Raw genomic sequence first — 15410 nt, forward strand, 5'->3', positions numbered from 1 at the left:
CCTCGGCTTCCCCCTCGTTTCCGCCGTTTGCCTCCCGTCGGCCGTCGTCCGCCGGGCGGGTTCAGGCGATGGTGCCCTCGGACCAGGCCCGTTCGAGGATTTCGTCGACCGTCTCGTCGGTGGTCTGCCGGGAGGTGTCGAGCCACAGTCCGATCCGGGGCGTGCTGTCGCGGAGGACTCTGTCCAGGTCCTCGGGCTGCCAGTCGGGCCCGTAGCCCGTCTTGCCGCGCTGTTCCTCCCGTTGCGCCACGACTTCCGGGGCGGGCGCCAGCACGATGACGGCCAGCGGACGGCTCTTGATCATCTTGGTGATACCGGGCAGGTGCTCGCCGAGCAGGACGTCCTGCAGGACGACGGTGAACCCGGCCGCGGCGTAGGCGTCGGCGGACGCGGCGGCCAGCCGGTGCCGCAGCCGCAGCTGGGCGACGGCCTCCGGTGACGCCTCGGCGGTCATGTGTACCCGCCCGTTGACGATCATGCGGCGGAACACGTCGCCGCGCACATGCACCGACCGCGGCAGGCGTGCGGCGAGAGCCTGGGCGACGGTCGACTTACCCGCGGCCGGGATCCCCGAGACGACGATGACGCCGGGCGCCCCGTCTCCGGTGACGGTGGTGGGGTCGGTGGTCGGCTCGGTGAGGTTGTCGCGATCGGTGTCGTCGGTCATGGGTGGACGGGATTCCCCTCTGTGTGGGCGCGGGCACCGCGTGCGGCGCTGGCGGACGCGGTGCTCGTCCGTACGGGAACGGGGCGGCCGGGCCTGGCCCGGCCCGGGGGTGCGGCCGGGTGCAGAGTGGGCCACCGGGGCAGCGGCGCCGGACGGTGCTCGTCCGGTCAGCCCAGGGATGTGCTCGCCGCACGCAGTTCGTCCAGGGCCGCCAGGGCGTACCCGGCGAGCTCACCACCCTCGGTGCCGCGGTCGCCCTCGGCCCATTCGGCGTACCCCCGTTTGAAAGCGAGCACGCCCAGCTCGCCCGCGAGAGCCGCGGTCGGATCGGGTATGCCGCGGGCGAGAAGCGCGGTCTGCATCGCGGCCGCGAGACTGACGGTCTTGAGGGCGTCGCGCTCCTGCAGCTCGGCGCTGGCGGCGACGGCCGCTTTCAGACGGGGGGCGAGCTCGCGGCTCATGGGGCCCATCGCGGTCGAGGCGCGCTCAAGACCGGCAGCGACCGCTTCGAGCGGGGTGGCATCACCGGGCGCGTCGGCAATGCCCTCGCTCAGCAACCGGCTCAGCGTCTCCTGCCCCGCGACCAGCAGTTCGCGCTTGTCGGGAAAGTACCGGAAGAAGGTGCTCTTGGTGACCCCGGCACGCTCGGCGATCTGCGCGACCGTCGTGGCGTCGTACCCCTGCTCCGTGAACAGGTCGACCGCAGCCACGACGAGGCGTTCACGTGCACCTGGTTCCCATCGGCCCATGGGTTCAGCATATTCGATGGGACTCTTGTCCCATCACCTTGGTAGAGTGACGGGACAAGAGTCCCATCACTTCCGGGAGGGTTTCCATGCGCGTCTTCCTCACCGGCGGCACCGGTCTGATCGGTTCCGCCGTCGTCGCCGAACTCCTCGGCAACGGCCACACCGTCCTCGCGCTCGCCCGCTCCGACGTCTCCGCGCAGGCCGCCGAGGCAGCCGGCGCCGAGCCGCTGCGGGGAGGACTCGCCGATCCGGACGTCCTGCGCTCCGGCGCCGCCCAGGCCGACGGGGTCATCCACCTGGCCTTCGGCAACGACTTCAGCAGCCCCGAGGCTCTCGCCCGGAACGTCGCCGAGGAGACCGCCGCCCTCACCACCCTCGGCGAGGAGCTCGTCGGCAGCGACCGCCCCTTGGTCACCGTCTCGGGTACGCCCTGGGTGCCGGGCCGCGCCTCCACCGAGGCCGACCCGGTGCCGACCGACGGACCGGTCGGCGGCCGCGGCCGCACGGTCACCGCGATCCTGGGCCTGGCCTCGCGCGGGGTCCGGAGCACGGCCGTACGCCTGCCACGCACGGTTCACCACAAGGGCACGGGCGGGTTCGCCGGTCTGCTGACCGACATCGCACGCCGGAGCGGGGTCTCCGGCTACCCCGGCGACGGCACGCAGCGCTGGCCCGCCGTCCACGCGCTCGACGCGGCCGTTCTCTTCCGGCTCGCCCTGGAGCAGGCGGAGGCCGGTACCGTCTGGCACGCCGTGGCCGACGAGGGGGACGAGGTACGGGACATCGCGGCCGCCATCGGCCGACGGCTGGACCTGCCGGTCGAGTCGGTACCGGAGGAGACCTACGGCCCGCTCGGCCCGATCTTCAAGGCCGACCAGCCCTCATCCAGCACCCGCACCCGCCAGGCGCTCGGCTGGGAGCCGAAACACCCCGCCCTTCTGGAGGACCTGGAGAACATCCAGCCCTGATCGGCGACCGAGGGTTCTGGCGTGTCCGGGTCACACCCGGGATGGGTCACACCCGGGGATGAGGGGCGGCACCGGGGAGCCGGAAGGGCGGAGTGGGGTGGCGTTCTCCCGGCACGGCGGAACGGCAGGTTGACCGGGCCGGCCGGAGCCGGCCTGCCTTCCGAAGAGTGCTGCGGCTCGTCGGCGGGCCGTTACGGAAGGGGTGGGGCGGGTGGGTGCCGCCGGGCCCGGGGCCCCGTCCCGGGGCCGGGCGGGGGCCGTCCGGGAGGGGTCAGGCCGATTCGAGGTCCGGGGCGACCGGGTCGGGGCCGAGGACGTCCTCGCCGTAGAGGGCGTGCAGCCAGTTGGTCTGGTAGATGGTGTCCAGATAGCGTTCGCCCAGGTCAGGGGCTATGGCCACGGCGGTGAAGCGGGGGTTGCCGTGGTGGGTGAGCCAGGTGGTGGCGCCGCTGACGACGGTGCCGGTGGAGCCGCCGAAGAGGAAGCCGCGGCGGGCCAGGCGGTGGCAGGCGCGGACGGTGTCGGCCTCCTCGACGTGGATCACCTCGTCCACGTACTCCTCATCGAGGAGGGCGGGGCGGACGCCGGAGCCGAGGCCGGGGATCATGCGGCGGCCGGGTTCGCCGCCGAAGGTGACCGAGCCGGTGCTGTCCACAGCGACGATCTTCACCGCGGGGTGGCGTTCGCGGAAGTAGCGGGCGCAGCCCATCAGGGTGCCGGTGGTGCCGGCGCCGACGAACAGGACGTCCAGGCGCGGGAAGTGGTGGGCGATGCCCGGTGCGGTGGTGCGGTAGTGGGCCTTCCAGTTGTGGGCGTTGGTGTACTGGTTGAGCCAGACGTACCGGTCGTCGGCGGTGCACAACGCCGTGACGTGGGCTATCCGGGCGCCGAGCAGGCCGCCGGTGGCCGCGGGTTCGGCGATGATGTGGACGCGGCCGCCCATCGCCTCGATGAAGCGGCGGGCCGAGAGGTTGCAGCGGGCGTCGGTCACGCAGAGGAAGCCGTAGCCCTTGCCGGCGGCGATGATGCTGAGGGCGGCGCCGAGGTTGCCCGAGGAGGATTCCACGAGGACGGAGCCGGGTTTGAGGGTGCCGTCGCGTTCGGCCGCCTCGACCATCGCGGTGGCGGCCTTGAGTTTGATGGAGCCGGCGAAGTTGAAGCCCTCGCACTTGAGGAAGAGCGGGTGGCGCACGATGGGCCGCAGGTCGACGTAGAGGTCCTCGGCGTTGAACTCCGCGGGCCCGGTGATGATCGTCATGCGGCGTCCCTCCTCGGCGGCAGCGCTCCGGCCCGGTCAGCCATGGCGGCGCAGTTCGTGGAAGAAGTCGTCGACGCGGTGGAGTTCGCCGGCGCGGGCCACCTCGTCGTAGACGTACCGGCCGACCGCGAGGTCGAGGACGCCGAGGCCGAAGGGGGAGAAGATCACGGTGCGGTCGGCGGGGACGGTGAGCCGGCCGGCGGTGACGTCGTCGAGGGTGCCGGTGAGGAAACCGCGGTTGCCGGTGAGCTGTTCGGCCAGGTGGGGGGAGGTTTCCGCCTTGAGGCAGTGGTCGATGTCGTCGACGATGTTGGCGGCGGTGAGGAGGATCTCCGGGGCGAGGTCGCGCAGGGAGATGTGCAGGACCAGCGGGTGGTGGGCGAACCACGCCGCGTCGTCGACGTGCGGCCTTGCCGCGACGGTGGCGAAGACGACGAGGTCGCTGGTGCGGATGAGGTCCTCGGCGGCGGGGTGGACGGTGACCGGGCCGGCGCCGGACTGTTCCAGGTAGAGGCGGAATCCGGCCGCGCTGTCGGCGGAGAGGTCGTGGACGCCGACGTGGTCGAACTCCCAGCCGGTCTCCGCGAGGAAGGTGTGGATGTAGCGGGCGATCAGTCCGCTGCCGAAGAAGCCGATGCGGCGGGGACGGAGGCGGCCGCGGCTGAGCCGGTCGGCGGCGAGCGCGGCGGACGCCGCGGTCCGGGTGGCGCTGATGATGGAACTCTCCAGGCAGGCGAACGGGTAGCCGGTGTCGTGGTCGTTGAGGATCAGCACCGCGGAGGCGCGGGGGAGGCCGGCGCCGACGTTGGCGGGGAAGCTGGAGATCCACTTCATCCCGTCGACCGGGGCGCCGCCGCCGAGCGAGGCGGGCAGCGCGATGATGCGGGAGGTCGGGCGGTCGGGGAACGTCAGGAAGTACGAGGGCGGGTTGACCGAGTGGCCGTCGCCGTGCAGGCGGTAGGTGGCTTCGACGAGGTCGACGATCTCGGGTGCCCGGCCGGTCAGGGCGCGTTGGACCTGGCTGCCGGGGATCACCGCGAAGGATGGTGCGGGGGCGGCGGGGCGGCCGGTGGGCGGGTGGGCGGTCATACGGCGGTCACCTCGATGGTGGGCGAGCAGTCGGTCAGGGACACCCGGTCGGCGAGGGCGACCAGGATTTCGCGGGGGCCGTGGAAGGGCTCCCGGCCGTGCGCGGTGCGGATGTTGTCGACGAGCAGCAGGTCGCCGGAGCGCCACGCGGTGTGGCGGGTGTGGGCGCGGTAGACGTCGTCGATCAGATCGACGGTCTCGGGTTCGAGCGGGTCGCCGTTGCCGTAGCGGGTGTTGAACGGCAGCCCGTCGGGGCCGTAGCTGTCGATGAGGTAGTCGCGGATGTCGGGGTCGAGCGTCCATTCGTTGAGGAAGGCGATCTGGTTGAACCAGCAGCGGCGGCCGGTGACCGGGTGGCGGACGACGGCGCTGCGGCGCTGACGGGTCGTCAGGGTGCCGTCGGGCTGCCAGCGGTGGGCGATGGCGTGGGTGTGGCAGTGGCGGGCGACGGCGGCGCGGTCGTCGGTGCCGAAGGCCTCGGTCACGGAGGCGCCGATCTCGCCGTTGTAGGTACGGGTGAGCAGCCAGCCCTGGCGGGTGAAGCGCCGGACCAGCCGGCGGGGCAGCGCGTCGAGGACGGCGCTCGCGTCGGCCACGGTCGTCGCGCCGCCGTCCTCGGGCGCGGTGAGGCAGGCGAAGAGCAGCAGACCGGGGAACTCGGTGGTGTAGCTGAGTTCGTGGTGGGCGCACATCTGCTGGTTGGGGGGCCACGGGGTGGTGGTGTACGTGCCGGAGCCGCGGGGGGCGCGGGGGGCGAAGCTCTCGGTCTCGGCCATCAGGTCGTCGGCGAGGGCGGTGAGGACGGCGGTGGTGGTGGCGGCGTCGCGCAGGCCGAGACCGCGGACGAGGAGGGCGCCGTGGTCGGTGACGAGGGCGCGCAGCGCGGCGCGGTACCGGGCCGCCCAGCGCGCCGGGTCGCCGCCGGGTTCGGCGATCAGCAGCGGTGGGCGGCCGGATCGGAGGAGGGGTGCGGGCAGGGGCGGGGCGGGGGGCGATGCCATGGGGCCTCTTCTCGTGGGGTGCGGGGCGGGTCCGTGGGTTCGTGGTGGCGCTGCCGGTGGCCGGGGCCCGGCCGGGGCGGGGCCGTCGCGGTGGCGGGCGGGGCGGTCGTGGGGTCGGTTCCGGAGGCGTCGTGGCGGTCGTGGCGGAGCGGGTCGCGGGCTCCCGGCGGATTGCCCTCCCCGCCTGCGGCCGGGGCGGAACGCCGCGTCACCGCAGGTCAGGGGCCCGGTTGTCGTCGAGGAGGGTGGCGAGGTCGGCGAGGACGGGGCGGTGGACGACGTCCTTGAGGGTGACGGCCCGGTCGAGGGCGATCACGAGTTTCACCGCGGTGAGCGAGGTGCCACCGCCGTCGAAGAAGTGGTCGTGGCGGCCGACGGTGTCCTCGGGGACGCCCAGGGCCGTGGCCCAGGCGCGGGCCAGGCGCCGTTCGGCGGGGGTGTGCGGGGGCCGGCGGCGTTCCGTCCCGGGGGCGGGGCGGTCGGCGAGTGCGGCCAGGGCCCGCTTGTCGGTCTTGCCGTTGGCGGTGAGCGGCAGCCGGGCGTGCCAGTGGAAGGCGGTCGGCACCATGTACGCGGGCAGCGAGCGGCCCAGGTGGGTGCGGAGGGTGTCCGGTTCCAGGGGGCGCGGGCCGGTGCAGAAGGCGACGAGGTGTTTGCTGTCGCCGCTCACCACGACCGCGCCGTCGTGGACACCGTCCACCCGCAGCAGCGCGTTCTCGATCTCGCCGAGTTCGACGCGGAAGCCGCGGATCTTGACCTGGGCGTCGCGGCGGCCGAGGAACTCCAGTTTCCCGCCCGGCAGCCACCGGCCGATGTCGCCGCCCCGGTAGAGGCGTTCGCCGGGGCGGTGCGGGTCGTCGCCGAAGGCGAGGCGGGTGCGTTCGGGGTCGTTGACGTAACCGCGGCCGACGCAGACGCCGGAGAAGACGATCTCGCCGGGGGCGCCGAGCGGTACCGGCTCCAGGTGCTCGTCGGTGACGTAGACGCGGGTGTTGGGGACGCAGCGGCCGAGGGGGACGCGGTCGCCGTCGGGGGCGCGGTCCATCACCTCGTGGTGGGTGTCGTCGGAGGTCTCGGTCAGTCCGTAGGCGTTGACGAGGCGGATGCCGGGGTGGGCGGCGAACCAGCGTTGGACCAGGCCCTTCTTGAGCGCTTCGCCGGTGGCCGAGACGCAGCGCAGGTCCGGGAGGGGGCGGGGGGTGCGTTCCAGGTGGGTGAGGACGGCTTCGAGGTAGGAGGGGACGACCTGGAGGACGGTGACGCGGGCGGTGGCGAGGGTCTCGACGAAGCGGGCCACGTCGAGGATCACCGGCTGTTCGACGAGGTGGGTGCGGCCGCCGGTGAGGAGGGCGGCGACCAGTTGCCACAGGGAGATGTCGAAGCACTGGGGCGCGGTCTGCGCGACGACGTGGCCCTCGGCGATGCCCAGGTCGGCGATCTTGGCGTAGAGGTGGTTGAGGAAGCCGGCGTGTTCGCACAGCGCGCCCTTGGGTTCGCCGGTGGAGCCGCTGGTGAAGTAGAGGTAGGCGAGTTGGCCGGCGGCGACCCGTACGCCGGGGTCGTGAGCGGGGTGGCCGGTGGCGAGGGCGGTGTCGATGCCGAGGGCGCGGAGGTCGGGCAGGAGGGCGCGGGCCCGGTCGAAGGTGGCGGTGGCGCCGGGTTCGGTCAGGGCGAGGCGGCAGCCGGCGCGGGTGAGCATGGCGGCGATGCGGTCGGGCGGGAAGTGCGGTTCGACGGGGAGGTAGACGCCGCCCGCCTTGAACACGGCGAGGACGGCGGCCATCCAGTCGAGGGTGCGTTCGGTGACGACGGCGACGACGGCTTCCCGGGTCAGGCCCTGGGCCAGGAGGGCGTGGGCGAGGCGGTTGGCGCGTGCGTTGAGTTCCCGGTAGGTGAGGTGGCGGTCGCCGTGGACGGCGGCGACGGTGTCCGGGTGGGCGCGGGCGCGTTCCTCGAAGAGTTCGTGGAAGCGGCGGTCGGGCAGCGGGCGGTGGGGGCCGGCCAGTCCGTCCAGCTGGTAGCGGCGTTCGGTGTCGGAGAGCAGACTGACGCGGCCGTACGGGGCGTCGGGGTCGGCGGCGAAGTGGGTGAGGGCGGTGCGGTGGTAGCCGGCGATCCGGGCGGCGCTCTCCGCGTCGAGCGCGTCGGTGCGGTGGCGGGTCCGCAGCCGGGCCCCGGCGCCGTCGCGGAGCACCGAGACCCGCAGCACGCTGGTGCCGAGCGGGTCGCCGCCGTGGCCGTACGGGTCGAGTTCGGCTTCGAACAGGACGGTTTCCAGGCCGAGTTGTGCGGCGAGGCGGGGTACCGAGCAGTGGCGGTGGGCGGCGGTGTCGGTGAGGGTGCGGGCGGCTTCCCGGGCCAGTTCGCGCCAGGTGACGGGGGTGGCGGAGAGGCGGCAGGGCAGGGCGGGGCCGGGGGCGGCGGTGGTGCAGCCGGTGGTGACCTCGCGCTCCCCGGCGAGGGCGGCGAGCACCCGGCTGTGGGCGGCGAGCCAGATCGCCTCCGGGGGGACGCCGTGCTCGCCGCCCCAGCGGTCGAGCTGCGCCATGAGGTCACCGGGGAGCGTCAGGTCGTGGGTGGCGAGGCCGGGGACGGGTTCGGGGGCCCATCGGGGGACGGCGGTGAAGCCCCCTCGGGTGAGGACGGTGCGCCAGTACTCCCGGTCGGTGCCGGTCGGTCGTGTCATGGGTTTCCCTTCCTGCCGCGTGGTGCGGGCACGGCGGAGCCGCGGGGTGTGCGGGTGGTGGGCCGACGGCGGGTCAGCGCGGGGCGGGTGCCGGGGCGGTGGCGCCGGGGTCGCGGGGGCGGGGCGGTGGCGGTACCGGGTGGCGGTCGGGGTCCGCGGGGGCTGCGGGGTTGCCCGCCCAGTGGGCGTACGCGGGGACGTCCTCGCCCTTCATCAGGAAGGAGTCGGCGCCGAGCACCGCGCCGGGTCCCATCGTCACGCCGTAGTGGACGAGGGCGCCGACGCCGAGGGTGCAGCCCGCGGCGAGGACGGTGTGGTCGGACTTGTAGGTGCCGTCCTCCTGGGAGTGGCACTGGATCTTGCTGCCGGCGTTCAGGGTGCAGTCGTCACCGATGGCGGTGAGGGTGCGTTCGGTGAGGACGCAGCCGTCGTCGAAGATCCGGCGGCCGGTCCGGACGCCGAGCAGCCGCCACAGCAGGCTTTTGAACGGGGTGCCGTTGAGGGCGTTGAAGTGGGTCTCGGGCACCTTCCACAGGCGTTCTTGGTGCCAGAAGCTCCGGTCGTAGATGGAGCTGACCTCGGGGCGCAGGGGGCGGAAGCGGGTCAGGCACCGCTCGACGAGGGCGTAGTAGAGGGTGGTGTACGCCATGGCGGCGACCAGGAACACCGATTCCAGCAGGGTGCCGGTCAGGTCGTCGTCGCCGGTGGTGACCAGGGCCAGCAGGAGGAGGCCGTGGAAGTGGGCCCAGCGGATGAGGAGGAACAGGGCGATGGTGCGGAGGTTGTAGCGGTTCTTCGCGGCGAGGCGGTCGCGGAAGGTGTCGCCGGTGCGCAGGTGGTCGAAGCGGGCGTCGCGTTCGACGGTGCGGGGGATCTCGAAGCTGGGTGAGCCCAGGAGTCCGACGCCGGTGCGGATCTCGCCGTCGAGCGGGACCATCGCCTTGGTCGCCAGGAGGCAGTTGTCGCCGGTGCGGCCGCCCGCGGGGTAGGCGATGTAGTTGCCGAGGAAGTTGCGGCGGCCGATCGCGGTGCGGGTGACGCGGAAGGACGAGCCGGAGTAGTCGGCGTTCATGAGGGAGAGGCCGTCGGCGATCATCGTGCCGCTGCCGACGGAGCTGAGGAACGGTGAGTCGTGCTGGACGAAGCAGCCGAAGTTGGAGCCGGTCTGTTCGGTGCGGGACAGGTCGTACCCGAGTCCTCGCAGGTAGGGGACGATGTAGCTGCTGTCGCCGAAGAGCTGGGTGAAGAATTTGACGTTGGTCAGGCGGACGAGGGCGCGGTGGGCGCCGTGGCGCAGGCCGTACAGCGGATAGACCGTGCCGGGGGTGATCGCGCGGCGCAGCAGGCGCGGGACGGTGAGGAGCACGGCCAGGCCCAGGGTGACGGCGCCGAGGAAGAGGGTGCCGGAGAGCAGCAGGGCGTTGAGGTGGAAGACGGCGGAGGCCGGGGACTGTTCGTCGAGGTCGCCGTGGCCGCCGATGACCGGAAGTCCGGTCCACAGCAGGGAGAGCAGCGAGAGGGTCAGCGGGATGCCGATGAGCAGGGTCCTGGCGAGGTCCGCGGCGCCGGAGGCGGCCCGGCGCAGGGTGCCGCAGGGCCTGGGGGCGACGCGGACGTGGTCGATGTCGGTGGGGCGGGCCGGGGAGCCGTGCCAGCGCTGTCCGGCGGGAACGGTGTCGCCGCGGCGGAGGGTGGAGGTGTGGCCGAGTTGGGCGCCGTCGCCCATCGCGGTGTCGATGTCCAGGACGGTGCGTTCGCCGACGAAGGTGTCCCGGCCGAGGGTGACGGGTCCGGTGCGGATGCGTCCGGCGTGGGCCCGGTAGCAGAGGAAGAAGGAGTCCTTGCGGATCACCGAGCCGGCGCCGATGGTGAGCAGGTCGGTGCAGACGGGGAGGGAGCGGGAGAGGATCGTGACGTGGCGTCCGATCTTCGCGCCGAGTGCCCGCAGGTAGAGCGTGTGCAGGGGGCTGCCGACGAAGAGCAGTACGGGGTTGGCGTGCACCAGGACCTTGACGATCCAAAAGCGCAGGTAGGTGGTGCCCCAGACGGGGAACTCGCGGGCCGTCCACCGTCCGACGAGCAGCCATTTGACCAGGACGGGGAGGGCGCTCAGGCCGGTGAACTCGGCGGTGCCGAAGGCGACCGCCCGGCCGTAGCGGGCCAGGGGTGACGGGGCGTCGGCGACCCAGGTGTAGCCGCGGGTGGTGGCGGCGGCGATGAGCCAGGAGTAGCCGAGGAAGAAGGCCAGTTGGGCCGCTCCGCAGGCGACGTAGCGGGCGGTGGGGTGGGCGGGCGCCGGGGCGGCGGGTTCCTCGGGCGGGGCCGGGGGGCCGGTTTCGGCGGGGGTGGCGGGGGCGGTGTCGGCGCGGGCCGCGGCGAGGGCGGCGACGGTCGGGTGCCGGTAGATGTCCTTCATCGAGACGGCGGGCAGTTCGCCGCGTTTCCTGACGCGGGCGCAGAAGTGCGCCATGACCAGGGAGTCGGCGCCGAGGTCGGCGAAGAAGTGGCTGTCGGCGGGGACCCGTTCGGTGTGCAGGACCTCGGCGAGGATGGCGGCGAACACCGTCTCCAGCACGGCTGTGGCGGCGGTCCGGTCGCCGGGGGGCGGGGGCGGTCCGGTGGTGGCCGTCGGTGCGGTGGTGTCCGGGGCCGTGGTCGGGGCGGTCGCCGGTGCGGCGTCGTCCGGTGCGGTGGTGTCCGGGTGGCCGGGGGCGGTTCGGGTCGGCTCTTCTCTCCCCACGTGAACTCCTTGAACGCGTCGTGCCCGTAGGCGCGGGCGGGGTGCGGTGGCGGGCGGGCCCGGGGGTGGTGGTGTCCGGGGCGCCCGGGGGTGCGGTGTGCTCCGGGGTGCCGGCCGGTTCCGGGGGCCGGCCGGGCGCCGGTCCCCCGCGCTCCTGCGGCTCACCGGTGCGCGCCGGAGCCCGGTGAGCCGGGTGGCCGGCGCCGTTCGCGCGCCGCTCGCTCTTCCTTCCGCACGGCTCCCCCTTTTTCCCGTCCCACCGAAGGGATCGTTGAAGAACGTAGAACTCTCCCGCTCCCCCGAACCAGCCGTGTGCAGGCCACAAAGGAAATCGGCCCGTGGCAGGCTGCGGGGAATCATCGATCCGTATCGGAATATCCGCCGCGCCGTCCCGCGCATTTCCGTTCAGGGCGTTCGCCACCTGCGGGTCTCTCGGCTCTCCGCAGGGCGGCTCGGCCGGTTCACGCACCTTCCGGTCTCCGCGCGCAAAGCATGTAAATGCTACTTATCGGGCGTACGGAAGGGGGCCAACGGGGCAATTGTCGCGATGTGTGGCGGAGGTCGGTGTCCGGCAGCCGGACCGGCGGCGCACCGGACTGGCGTGAACCGAGCGGCGCGCCGCGGGGCCCGGATAAAGAATTACCCTGGTCCCGGTAATGGCGCGCCGCGCTCCGGTGAATGCGCCCCGCAGAGCGCTCCGAGAATATTCTTATATTCCTCTCCGGAATTTCCCCGCGGCCGTATCACTCGGCACACCGCGCACCGCACCCACCGGAATGCACTTCCTTTTCCCGGGCCACAAAAAGGCCACCGGATCCCGCGCCTCTCTCCCACGCCGCGGAAAGCGGCGCGCTCGCGCCGTCACCGGGCGCGCCACCGCGCGCGGACGGCGCGGCGGGTACGGGCGCCGCGCCTCTACCGTGGGCGGCACCGCGCCCGCGGCCACGCGGGCGCGGCGGCACGACCGAGAGAAGAGGCAGAGATGACGGTTCATCAGGCCACGGACGACGGACGGGCACCGGACGGGACGCGGGTCCCGGACGACGAACTCGCCTGGCTGGACGCGACGGCCCAGGCGGACCTGGTCCGCCGCGGCGTGCTGTCGCCGGCGGAGCTGGTCGAGGCGGCGATCGCCCGGATCGAACGGCTCGACGGCAAGCTCAACGCGGTGATCACCCCGCTCTTCGAGAAGGCCCGCGCCGCGGCGGGCTCGGCCGCGCTGCCGGACGGCCCCTTCCGCGGCGTCCCCCTGCTGCTGAAGGACGTCCTGGGCCACTCCGCGGGCGATCCCGTGCACAGCGGGATGCGCGCGCTGCGCGACCGCGACTGGCGCGCCACCGAGGACTCGACGCTGACCACGCGCTTCCGGGCCGCCGGCTTCGTCATCTGCGGCCGGACCAACGTCCCGGAGCTGGCCACCAGCGTGACGACGGAGCCGCTGGCCCACGGCCCGACCCGTAACCCGTGGGACCTGACCCGCTCCCCCGGCGGTTCGAGCGGCGGCTCGGCGGCGGCGGTCGCCTCGGGCATGGTCCCCGTGGCGCACGGCAACGACATGGCCGGGTCGATCCGGATACCCGCCGGTGCCTGCGGACTCGTCGGGCTCAAGCCCACCCGCGGCCGCACCTCGCTGGGGCCGCGGTTCGGCGAGTTCTGGGGGCCGGTGACGCACGAGCACGTCCTGACCCGGTCGGTCCGCGACTGCGCGGCGGTGCTGGACGCCACCGCGGGCCCGGCGCCCGGCGACCCGTACACCGCCCCGGCCCCGCACCGGCCCTTCCGCGAGGAGGTCGGCGCCGACCCGGGCGCGCTGCGCGTCGGCTTCCGTACGGTGGTGCCGGGCGGCGGCGGGCCGGCGCACGCGGACTGTGTGGCGGCGGTCGAGCACACCGCGCGGCTGCTCGGCACGCTGGGGCACCGCGTCGCCCCGACGGCGGCGCCCGCCCTGGACGCCCCGGCCCTCTTCGAGACGCTGCCGACCGTGTTCGCCGCCGTCCTCGCCTGGGAGCTGGAGCAGTGGTCGCGGCGGATCGGCGAACAGCTCACCCCCGGCGATCTGGAGCCGATGAACGCGGCGCTCGCGGAGGCGGGCGGCGCGGTCACGGCGGCGCAGTGGCTCTCCGGTGTGCAGACGTGGCAGGAGTGGTCGCGCGAGGCCGCCGCCCTGTGGGAGAGCGAGGTCGACGTACTCCTCATGCCGACCTCGGCCGAGCCGCCGCTGCCGCTGGGTGAACTGGCGCCGACCGCGGGGGAGCCGATGGAGCTGGTGGCGCGCGTCGCCGAGGGCATCGCCTTCACCATGCCGTTCAACCTCACCGGCCAGCCCGCCGTCTCGCTGCCCCTGTACCGCAACGCCGAGGGCCTGCCGATCGGGGTGCAGCTCATCGCGGCCCACGGCCGGGAGGACGTGCTGTTCCGGCTGGCGTCCCAGCTGGAGGAGGCCGCACCGTGGGCGGGTGACCGCCCGCCGTTCTCCGCCTGACGCCGGTGTCACGGGCCGGGGCGGTTCGTCGCGTCCGCCCCGGCCCCGTGGCCGTCACACCGTCAGCTCCGCGCCGTCCGCCGGGATCTCCACGCCCGCGCGCCGCACCTCCTCGGCGGCGGCGGAGGACGGGTCCAGGAGCGGGTTGGTGTTGTTGAAGTGGGTGTAGAGGCGGCGCAGGCCCGGATGGCGGGCGAGGCGGGCGAGGGTGCCGCCGGGGCCGCCGACCGGCAGATGGCCCATCAGCGACTGCCCCGCGTCCCGGGAGCGGACCGCCTGCCCCAACTCCTCGGCGCTGAAGAACGTTCCGTCGAGGAAGGCGCAGGTCACCGAGGCGAGAAGGGCGTCGAGCCCGTCGGGCCAGGTCGCGAGGCAGGGCGCGTGGAGCAGCGCGCCGCCGGTCGCCGGGTCCTCGATCCGCAGTGCGCTCACCCAGGGGAGTCCGGGGCCGGGGTCCGGGACGTACTTGGGGGCTTTCGTGCCGACCGGGTGGAGGGTGGCGGTGAGGCCGCCGGAGAGCGGGAAGGCGGCGGGAGCGGCGCGCCCCGTGGCCGCCGCCCCGGGGACGGTCCCGGCGCCGGTGTCCTGCCACCGCCAGGGCGCGTAACGGTCCAGCAGGCCGCGCAGCGGCAGGGCCGTGGTGAGCGCGGTGTGGACGGGCGTCGCGGCGTACACCGTCAGATCCGCCCCGCCGCGCAGCACCGCCAGCCCGAGGGTGTGGTCGACCTCCGCGTCGGTCAGCAGGACGCCGCGCACCGGGGTGTCGCGCGGCCCCGGCCCCCCGCCCGGCAGGGCCGCCGCCTCCAGCTGCACCCGGATGTCCGGTGAGGCGTTCAGCAGCCACCAGTCGCGGCCGTCGCCGCTGACGGCCACGGAGTCGTGGAACCGCGGCGGCAGCTCCCCGCGGCGGCACCGGGCGCACAGCGCGCATCCGCAGTTCCACTGCGGGAACCCGCCGCCCGCGGCGGTCCCGAGCACCTTCACCCTCATCGACACCCTCCCCTTCTCCGGCACGCACCGGGCGCCGCCCCGCGGACGCGGGGCCTCGCCGATCGCCGGGGAGCCTCCCCACGTACGGGCCGGCCGAACACCCCGGCGGGTACGGGCGGTCGGGCACGGGCTCACGGGGCGGCGGCGCGGTGCGGGTAGGGTCGGCCGGTGCCCGAGCTGATGCGGCTGCACCGCAGCCATGCCCCGGCGGTCCTCGCGTTCGAGCGGGCGAACCGCGCCTACTTCGCCGCCTCGGTCCCCGACCGCGGCGACGCCTACTTCGACCACTTCACCGACCGCTTCGACGCCCTGCTCGCCGAACAGGAGGCGGGCGTCTGCGCCTTCCACGTACTCGTCGCCGACGACGGCGCGGTGCTCGGCCGGTTCAACCTCATGGACCTCGCCGACGGCACCGCGACGCTCGGCTACCGCGTCGCGGAGCACGTCGCCGGGCGCGGTGTGGCGACCGCGACCGTCCGCGCGCTGTGCCCGCTCGCGGCCGAGCGGTACGGGCTGCGCACCCTGAGGGCGGCCGTCGCCCACGCGAACGCCGCGTCCCGGAAGGTGCTGCTCAAGGCCGGTTTCCACCCGGCCGGCCCGGCGGACCCGGCCGACATCGGCGGGGAGGAGGGCACCTGGTACCGGCGGGTCCTGCTCCCCTCCGGCTGACGGCGCGGTACGGGGCCCGTACCGTGACGGGTGCGCGCGGACCGGCCCGGCCCGGGAGTCCGGGCACCGGCCCCGGCCCACGGCGGTGCCCCGCGAACCCCGGAGTCCGGC

Annotated in this window: 11 protein-coding genes; 3 read left to right on the forward strand and 8 right to left on the reverse strand. The window is 74.1% G+C overall.

From position 1 onward, the window contains the following. Positions 1-61: 61 nt before the first annotated feature. Together ACZ4M8_RS24705 and ACZ4M8_RS24710 are read right to left on the reverse strand one after the other, a co-directional pair. Positions 62-667: an AAA family ATPase gene (locus ACZ4M8_RS24705; RefSeq protein ID WP_467610780.1), complete on the reverse strand. Its 606-nt coding sequence runs from the start codon at positions 665-667 to the stop codon at positions 62-64. 167 nt (positions 668-834) lie between these two features. Continuing rightward, positions 835-1416, reverse strand: coding sequence for a TetR/AcrR family transcriptional regulator (locus ACZ4M8_RS24710; RefSeq protein WP_467610782.1), 582 nt, complete (start codon positions 1414-1416; stop codon positions 835-837). An 86-nt stretch (positions 1417-1502) separates the two neighbouring features. Here ACZ4M8_RS24710 and ACZ4M8_RS24715 point away from each other — a divergent pair, with 86 nt between their 5' ends. Further along, positions 1503-2384: an SDR family oxidoreductase gene (locus ACZ4M8_RS24715; RefSeq protein ID WP_467610784.1), complete on the forward strand. Its 882-nt coding sequence runs from the start codon at positions 1503-1505 to the stop codon at positions 2382-2384. Positions 2385-2655: 271 nt separating this feature from the next. On the opposite strand, the gene sbnA is transcribed toward ACZ4M8_RS24715, so the two are convergent. The 5 genes from sbnA to ACZ4M8_RS24740 all read right to left on the reverse strand — a co-directional run bounded on the left by sbnA (position 2656) and on the right by ACZ4M8_RS24740 (position 11158). Then, positions 2656-3642 carry a 2,3-diaminopropionate biosynthesis protein SbnA gene (sbnA, locus tag ACZ4M8_RS24720; RefSeq protein WP_467610785.1) on the reverse strand — a complete coding sequence of 329 codons (987 nt, stop codon included), beginning with the start codon at positions 3640-3642 and terminating at the stop codon, positions 2656-2658. 36 nt (positions 3643-3678) lie between these two features. After that, positions 3679-4731, reverse strand: coding sequence for a 2,3-diaminopropionate biosynthesis protein SbnB (gene sbnB, locus ACZ4M8_RS24725; protein ID WP_467610787.1), 1053 nt, complete (start codon positions 4729-4731; stop codon positions 3679-3681). After that, positions 4728-5732 (reverse strand): TauD/TfdA family dioxygenase, encoded by a 1005-nt coding sequence (locus ACZ4M8_RS24730; protein WP_467610789.1) that lies wholly within the window; start codon positions 5730-5732, stop codon positions 4728-4730. The genes sbnB and ACZ4M8_RS24730 overlap by 4 nt, the downstream gene beginning before the upstream one ends. Positions 5733-5940: 208 nt before the next feature. Beyond that, positions 5941-8418, reverse strand: coding sequence for a non-ribosomal peptide synthetase (locus tag ACZ4M8_RS24735; RefSeq protein WP_467610791.1), 2478 nt, complete (start codon positions 8416-8418; stop codon positions 5941-5943). A gap of 73 nt (positions 8419-8491) precedes the next feature. After that, the gene (locus tag ACZ4M8_RS24740) at positions 8492-11158 is read right to left on the reverse strand and encodes a Pls/PosA family non-ribosomal peptide synthetase (RefSeq protein WP_467610793.1); all 2667 of its coding nucleotides are present in this window, start codon (positions 11156-11158) and stop codon (positions 8492-8494) included. A gap of 982 nt (positions 11159-12140) precedes the next feature. Here ACZ4M8_RS24740 and ACZ4M8_RS24745 point away from each other — a divergent pair. Further along, positions 12141-13640: an amidase gene (locus tag ACZ4M8_RS24745; protein WP_467610795.1), complete on the forward strand. Its 1500-nt coding sequence runs from the start codon at positions 12141-12143 to the stop codon at positions 13638-13640. Between the two features lie 54 nt (positions 13641-13694). Here ACZ4M8_RS24745 and pqqB read toward each other — a convergent pair whose 3' ends face one another. Beyond that, positions 13695-14630, reverse strand: a complete 936-nt coding sequence (pqqB, locus tag ACZ4M8_RS24750) for a pyrroloquinoline quinone biosynthesis protein PqqB (protein WP_467610797.1) — start codon at positions 14628-14630, stop codon at positions 13695-13697. A gap of 168 nt (positions 14631-14798) precedes the next feature. Between pqqB and ACZ4M8_RS24755 the strand changes: the two genes are divergently transcribed. Beyond that, positions 14799-15299, forward strand: a complete 501-nt coding sequence (locus ACZ4M8_RS24755) for a GNAT family N-acetyltransferase (protein ID WP_467610799.1) — start codon at positions 14799-14801, stop codon at positions 15297-15299. The last annotated feature ends 111 nt before the right edge of the window (positions 15300-15410 follow it).

Source organism: Streptomyces sp. NPDC027185, assembly GCF_055567035.1.